Genomic DNA, 7,040 nt, shown 5'->3' with positions numbered 1-7,040 from the left:
ACGATGGCTTCGAGGCACGGCCCCGCGTTGCCACCGCCAGCCCACGGCTCCTCCTTGTAAACGATGTCCTCCTTTTTCACCCCAAGCTCATTCAGGAGTTCCGTGCAGTACCTCACCGTCTCGTTCTTCCAGTATACCTCCCTGTCAGGGTAGTTGAACGCGTGATGGGCCATCATCTCGAAGAGGGTGAGGTGCCTCCCGGTCCTTCCGACTGAATCGAGATCGTCCATTCTGATGCACGGCTGAGAGATCGTGAGGGGATTCGCAGGAGGGGGTGCAACCCCTGATGTGACGAACGGCTGAAAGTCGGCTATGCTGGCGATGGTGAGGTATATGTCGTCTCTCCACCTTGCGACTACAGGATATCTGTCTATCCTTTTGTGCCCGTTCCTCTCGAAGAACGACAGGTAGAACTCCCTCATCTCGGCGAGCGTGAACTTCCTGTTGAAAACGGGACTGCCGATGAAAGTGTACGTTCCGCAGGGAGGATCCCCGCAAACCTCTCTGCTCTCATCAGCTGTCCAGAAATACTTACCGCAGCTGGGACACTTTTTCCTCACGAATCCGTTTTCTGTCAGGTACGTGATGTCGAGATACTCCTTGTCCAGACTCATCAGAAATAGGGAAAAATGGTGGGATATAATCTTTACTCTTTGAGGGACCTTCTCAGCTCGAAATACTTTTCGGGGGAAATCGTGTCGGAGTAAACCGTGCAGGAAACCTCGAACTCGTCTGCCACGACCGTTTTAGAGGCGAATGCTCTGATTCCGGACCTACTTCCCTGAACGCTGCCGAGGGTGTACCCCTTTCCGACGAGCTCCCTTATCGTTTCGAGGCTTGCGTCGTACACGTAAACGTTCACAGCCTTCTTGGATGCAAAAACCTCTTTCACGTCCCGAATAAACTCTGAAACCGCATCCTCTACGTCCATGCTGGTGGGTTGAAAGAGGTAGTATTTAAGCGATTCCTATCTCGTCCTCGTAAAGGTAGCAGCTCGGGTCGTCGCCCCACAGGTCTCCTTTCCTCATGGCCCTGAGCCTGAATCCTCCGCACACGCTCTTGAACCCGCATCGCCCGCACCTGTACCCTCTGATGTGCTTTTCCTTCTCCCGGAGTTTAACGAGCAGCTCGTCGCTCGGGTTCAGCCATATCTCGCTGAATCTCCTTTCCCTTATGTTTCCCACCGTGTAATCGAACCAGAACTGGTTTGGATGGACGTTTCCGAACATGTCGACGTCGGCAATCCTGTATCCGGAGTTGTCTCCGCCTCTGTACTTCAGGAACTCAAGGGCATCTTCAGCAAGACCCTCATCAATTTCCTTCAGCTTCAGGTAAAAGAACACACCGTCGGCAGGGTTGTCCACGGTCAGTATCTCGGTGACCTCTCCATCGTCTCTCAGCTCGATCGCCTTTCTGAACAGCCACTCCATGAGCTCCCTTCTCTCGGCAAATGCTATGTCGATCTCGAAGTCTGCCCTTCCCGATGGCACGAGGTGGTACAGGCAGAACCGGGGGATCTCGTTTTCAACTAAAAGGTCGATCACCCCGGGAACGTCTTTCAGGTTGTACCTCGTTACCGTGAATCTGATTCCGGTGAGAATTCCCGCTTCCTTGGCGTTGACGAGTCCATCGAAAGCCCGTTCAAATGCGCCCTTCAGCCCCCTGAACCTGTCGTTCGTCTCGGCCATTCCGTCCAGGCTCACCCCGACGTAATCAACACCTGCCTCAGCGAGTCTGTCCGCGGTCTCACCGTCTATTAGGGTTCCGTTTGTAGAGAGGGAGACATGAAGCTTCTTTGACTTGGCGTACTCTATGAGTTCGAATATGTCCTCTCTCATCAGCGGCTCTCCGCCGCTGAGAAGCAGAACGGGGACACCCATTTCTGCCAGGTCGTCTATGAATGCGATCGCCTCGTCGTGGGTTAGCTCCCCCCTCTTCCTCGCACCAGCATCGGCGTAGCAGTGCACGCACTTCAGATTGCATCTCGCCGTGACGTTCCACACGGTTACCGGAACTGGCCTCCTGCTGGCCTCGACAAGCCGGGAGGGGATTTTCTCCCTGCTCTTGTACGTGAGCCTCTCCGAAACGGTAACCTCTCCTCCAACCATCTTGCTGAGGGCAATCATCCTCACAACCTCTCTGCAAGGAACATCGTTATGTCTTTTATATTTAATCCCCCGTCCCCGTTCTTCAGGTTCCTGTAGCAGTAGGGGCAGGATGTGACAATAACATCAGCGTTCGTGGCCTTCAGCTGCTCTATCCTTTTCGATCTGACTGCTCTCGATATCTCCTTGTAGGACAGCTTGACCCCACCTCCTCCTCCGCAGCAGAACGTGTTCAGACCGTGTTTTTCTGCCTCGACGAGCTCTCCTGCCCTGGAAAGAACCTTCCGGGGCTCGTTCACTATGCCCATGTGCCTCGCAAGGTGACACGAGTCATGATACACTATCCTGATGCTGTCTTTGCTCAGCTCGATATTATCCACGTTTTCGGCCAGAAACTGGACGATGTGCAGGACCTCTGCATTCAGCCCCCCGAACCTCTCATAATCTTTTTTCAGTGTTCTGTAGCACCCGGGACAGTTGACGACTATTTTCTTAGCCCCTGTCTTTTTGAGAACCTCTTTCAGCCTCGTGTAGTTTCTCCTGGCGTACCTGTCATCCCCACCTATCCTCAGGGACGTCGATCCGCAGCAGTACATGAATTCCACCGCGAAGCTAACGCCAATCGCGCGCAGGACCTTCAGGGTGCTCTCGAATATCTCCCTCTCCTTCACGACCGACGTGCATCCGGGATAGTATATCACATCAACCTGAGTTTCAGGATCGTGGCCGGCAATGTGGATGCCGTACGGATTGCCGTACTGCTCCATCCTCTCCAGCAGGACTCCGTGCCTCTCCGGAAGTATGCAGTTCTCCGCGTACCTCCTTCTCGCGCTCTCTATCTCGCCCGTGATGTCTACGGCGGAGGGACAGACCACCTCACATATCCCGCATGTCAGGCATGTGTACAGGGCTTTGACGACCTCATCATCGTCTTCCGTGTACTGAAGAAGCAGCAACCTTCCCCTCGGGCTGAGGTGCTCCCATCCGGTTACTATGTATGTGGGGCATGAGGCAACGCACCTGCCGCACTTTGCGCACCTCAGATTCCAAATTTCCCGGGGTTCATAATATTCAGCGGATCCAGACAATATTTCAACCTCCTGTATACCTCTCTTCCCCTCAGGAATGTCCACCTCTTTGCCACACCGTGCTCTCCCACGGTGGCTCCCAGTTTTCTGGCCAGACTGTAGAGCTCGTCTGCCATCCTGAGACTCTCGGCCGGATCGTCCGAGACTATGGCGGGGTGGATGTTGGCAGTGTCCATGTGGCCGTATATGAAGACCTCCGCCTTGCCATCCCTTTCAACCCTTCTGATCTCCGTAATGAACTCTGCCAGTCTCGAAAACGGGACTGCAAAGTCCTCACCAGCATAAACCCTTGTTCCTTTTTTCGCTATTTCTGCTCCGAGGGTCTCTCTCCTCGTCCAGAACCTCCTTTCGTCCTCTCCCTCGAGCACCTCCGCGTGGAGTGAGGAAATCAGGTTTTCGATGGATCGACTCCCTCCAAAAACCTCAACGGCGAGGTAATGAGATTCCTGAAGTCCGATCAGTGAAGCACACCTCTCGTCTATGTACTCGACGGCGTCCGGGAGACATCTGAGAATCTTTCTGAGGCCATCCAGCATTTCGTTCAGACTGTCGAATCTGATCAGGTATGTCACGCTCGATTCAGGGGCGGGCAGGGCCCTGAGATACACCCCTGTTATCACCCCGAGTGTGCCCTCGCTACCGATGAAGAGCTGGCTCGACAGTCCCGGGACCCTGTGCGTCTCGCCGGGCATTCTTACGATCTTGCCATCCGGGAGAACGACGTTCATTCCGACAACATAGTTTCTAATGGTTCCGTACTTCAGCCCCCTTTTGCCGCTGCCGTTATTCGCCACGAATCCTCCTATGGTTGCAATTCTGACACTTCCCGGCTCTGTCGGAATGAACAGGTCGTGCTTCGCCAGTTCGTCCTTTATATCACCTATTATCGCTCCAGCCTCAGCATAAACAATCATGTCGTCTTCATTCACTTCGATCCTGCTCATCTTCTTCATATCAACGACGATTGCGTTTTCAGGCACGGCTCCTCCGGCAGTGCCGCTACCGGAACCTCTCGGGACGACAGGTATCCCGTGTTTTCCGCACAGCCTGAGGAGCCTGGAAATCTCCCTCTCGTTTTCGGGCCTCACAACTCCTATTGCTCTGCCGAAAAATGGGCTTGCATCTGTTGAGTACACCTCAAGGGCCCGCGTCCCGTAAAGAACGTCATCCTCTCCGAATATCTCCTTCAGCGAGTTCTCCAAGCCTGTGCCAAGCACAATGTAATGATGCCACCAAAACTTAAATTTTTTTCCGGAATAAGAATAATAATTAATTGTTTAGATTACAGGATGATCTCGATTCCCAGCTTTTCCGCGAGCTCCTTGTATCTGTTCCTTATGGTGACCTCCGTGACTCCTGCCACCTCTGCAACCTCTCTCTGGGTCCTCCTTTCACCGCTGAGTATCGACGCTATGTAAATCGCAGCCGCAGCCACGCCTGTTGGTCCCCTTCCGCTCGTGAGCTCCTTCTCCTCAGCCTTCTTGATTATCTCTATTGCCTTCTTCTGCACCTCGCCGCTCAGTCCGAGGGCCGTGCAGAACCTCGGGATGTAGTCTGCAGGGCTCGTTGGCATCAGCTTCAGTCCGAGCTCCCTCGCGATGAACCTGTATGTTCTACCGACCTCCTTTCTGTCAACTCTCGAATACGCGGCTATTTCGTCGAGCGTTCTCGGAACTCCCGCCTGCCTGCATGCAGCATAAAGCGCGGCTGCTACGACACCCTCTATGCTCCTCCCCCTTACAAGGTTCTTCTCGACCGACTTCCTGTATATGACAGAGGCAATCTCCCTCACACTCTTGGGAAGACCGAGAGCTGAGGCAAGCCTGTCGAGCTCGGAAAGAGCGAAGGCCAGATTCCTCTCGGTAGCGTTGCTTATCCTTATCCTCCTCTGCCACTTCCTCAGCCTGAAGAGCTGCGCCCTGTTTCTGACTGATATCGCCTTGCCGTAGTAGTCCTTGTTACCCCAGTCGATTATCGTTGAGAGTCCCTTGTCGTGGATGGTGTATGTTATCGGAGCCCCTACCCTCGCCCTCTTTTCTTTCTGCTCGCTGTCGAAGGCCCTCCACTCCGGACCGCTGTCTATGTAGGTTTCCTCAATAACCAGACCGCAATCCTGACAGATGAACTCACCCCTCCTGTAGTCCCTAATGAGCCTCGGACTGCCGCACTCGGGACAGACCTCAATGGTTTCTTCCCTTTCTACTTCCTTTCTTTCTACTTCCTTTTCTACTTCCCTTCTTTCGATTTCCCTTTCCCTTACCTTTTCCACCTCTACCATTATCCACCACCACAAACAGAGTATCCTCATCAATGAATTTTCTGACAGCGGGCCTGACAACAATGTACGGACTGTTTACAGGCCCTATGATGTCATAAACAAACCCAACTTTCTCCATTTTTCTGTTGAAAACATCGACGCCGGTTTTTGGCAGGTTTCTTGGATCTGCAATAACAATGATGTTGCCCGTCTTGGACTGGTGCAAAACCCTCCCTATCTGTCTGAGCACAAGTTAGTGGTTGGTATTTCGCACTATATAAATTTTTCGAAACAGATATATTTTAAATTCCCTGCCTCCATATATATTTTTTCGAGAGTGCTGTGAACTCATGGCAGCGTGAAGTACCTTGAGAGCAGTCTTGCCTTTTCCCGTCCCACTGCCTGTTCGAGTTCGCGCAAATTTTCGAATGGCCTTTTCGCGACTACTGTAGACGCAGTGGCTTTTCCTATCCCCGGAACTGCCTGTATCTGGTAGAGCCTCGCTTCATTGATGCTCACAACGGGAACTCCGGTTATGCTTCTCCTTCCGTAATCGACGACCCTTGCGTCGATCATCTCCCCCCTCCTGAACGTCCCGTAAACTCCGACGAGCAGCGGATACGTGGCGAGCTGTCTCGCGAAACTGATTCTCCCCGAGATATCCTCGACCCTAAGGTCTGTTAGCAGCCTTCCCCTTGGCACAATTCTCTCAAGCATTTTTCTGTCAAAGTTAGATCTTATCCTTTCCTTAAACACTCTGAAGTACCTCTTGTGCCTCCTGACGTTCCTCTCTCCCAGCTCGGCCATCGGCGTGAATGGAAAAATTTTCACCTGCCTGAGGTTGACCCTTCTGACGAGCAGACCTCTTTCAAGAATCTCCATGAGGAACTCGTAGTTCTTTTCAAATGTCTCTTTGGTCTCCCCCTTCAGTCCGAACACGAAGTTTATTCCCGGCAGAAAGTACGGCAGGCCGTTGTAGCCCACTCCTCGTCCATACCTGTTTATCAGCTCTACCGCAGACATTACGTCGTCCGGCGTCGCAAGGAGGCTGTTCTTCTCGATAACCCTCTCATCGGCGCTTTCCATCCCCATTGCAGCAACGTTTCCCGGGGTCTGGTAGGTCACTATTGTCTTTACTATTTCCCTGCTCTCGTCCGGATACTCTGCTATGGTCTTCGGGTTCACGTTGTCAAGGTGCAGGGTCCTGATCTTCGGACACTCTCTCCATATTGCCCGGTGGAAGTTTGCCATGAAATCCGGATCGGGTCGCGGGATATCCATGCTGAAGTCGGCCATGTACGTGAAGAAGTCGGTCTGGTTTCCGAGCCTGAAATGCCTCGCTCCGTGGTCGTACAGTGCCTTTATCTCTGCCAGAACTGCCTTCGGGTCCCTCATTGATAACCTGTGGATCCTTTCTATGCAGAAACTGCATCTCTTCCAGTAGCACCCCTTGTACGTCTCAATCTCGCAGATAACGTGGGGAAAGTCAGGGTGCTGTGTGATCATCTTCGCCCCTAAAAGTGAAAGCTCGTTCACGAAGTTCCTGGTGTGATCCCTCACAGCTCCACCGAGAAGCTCGTAGAGTCTGTG

At 52.9% G+C, this 7,040-nt stretch carries 8 protein-coding genes; all 8 read right to left on the bottom strand.

Going from position 1 to position 7,040, the window contains the following annotated elements; genetic code table 11:
- Window positions 1–614, bottom strand: a 614-nt coding sequence (locus ACXJJC_RS09050; protein WP_456371166.1) for an alanine--tRNA ligase-related protein, incomplete at its 3' end; no start/stop codon positions are given.
- 32 nt (window positions 615–646) lie between these two features.
- Entirely contained in the window at window positions 647–931 is a 285-nt protein-coding gene (locus tag ACXJJC_RS09045) for a hypothetical protein (protein WP_456371165.1), read from the bottom strand.
- A 25-nt stretch (window positions 932–956) separates the two neighbouring features.
- Complete coding sequence (locus ACXJJC_RS09040; RefSeq protein ID WP_456371164.1) at window positions 957–2,126, bottom strand: radical SAM protein; 1,170 nt, start codon at window positions 2,124–2,126, stop codon at window positions 957–959.
- A gap of 2 nt (window positions 2,127–2,128) precedes the next feature.
- Entirely contained in the window at window positions 2,129–3,193 is a 1,065-nt protein-coding gene (locus tag ACXJJC_RS09035; RefSeq protein WP_456371162.1) for a (Fe-S)-binding protein, read from the bottom strand.
- Window positions 3,145–4,410: an FAD-binding oxidoreductase gene (locus tag ACXJJC_RS09030; protein WP_456371161.1), complete on the bottom strand. Its 1,266-nt coding sequence runs from the start codon at window positions 4,408–4,410 to the stop codon at window positions 3,145–3,147. The genes ACXJJC_RS09035 and ACXJJC_RS09030 overlap by 49 nt, the downstream gene beginning before the upstream one ends.
- Window positions 4,411–4,475: 65 nt before the next feature.
- On the bottom strand, window positions 4,476–5,471 hold the full coding sequence (locus ACXJJC_RS09025; protein WP_456371160.1) for a transcription initiation factor IIB: 996 nt from the start codon (window positions 5,469–5,471) through the stop codon (window positions 4,476–4,478).
- Window positions 5,374–5,700, bottom strand: a complete 327-nt coding sequence (locus ACXJJC_RS09020) for an H/ACA ribonucleoprotein complex subunit GAR1 (protein WP_456371159.1) — start codon at window positions 5,698–5,700, stop codon at window positions 5,374–5,376. The genes ACXJJC_RS09025 and ACXJJC_RS09020 overlap by 98 nt, the downstream gene beginning before the upstream one ends.
- A 98-nt stretch (window positions 5,701–5,798) precedes the next feature.
- Window positions 5,799–7,040 (bottom strand): radical SAM protein (locus tag ACXJJC_RS09015; protein WP_456371157.1); only part of this gene is annotated, 1,242 nt, incomplete at its 5' end.

The sequence above is a fragment of the Geoglobus sp. genome, from assembly GCF_054018175.1.
Note: the sequence above shows the minus strand (reverse complement) of the source record. Positions and strands in the feature narration are given on the sequence as shown.

Excerpts from the sequence above, each read along its gene's own strand:
- ACXJJC_RS09045 (WP_456371165.1), bottom strand. The coding sequence starts at position 931 with ATGGACGTAGAGGATGCGGTTTCAGAGTTTATTCGGGACGTGAAAGAG.
- ACXJJC_RS09040 (WP_456371164.1), bottom strand. The coding sequence starts at position 2,126 with ATGATTGCCCTCAGCAAGATGGTTGGAGGAGAGGTTACCGTTTCGGAG.
- ACXJJC_RS09025 (WP_456371160.1), bottom strand. The coding sequence starts at position 5,471 with ATGGTAGAGGTGGAAAAGGTAAGGGAAAGGGAAATCGAAAGAAGGGAA.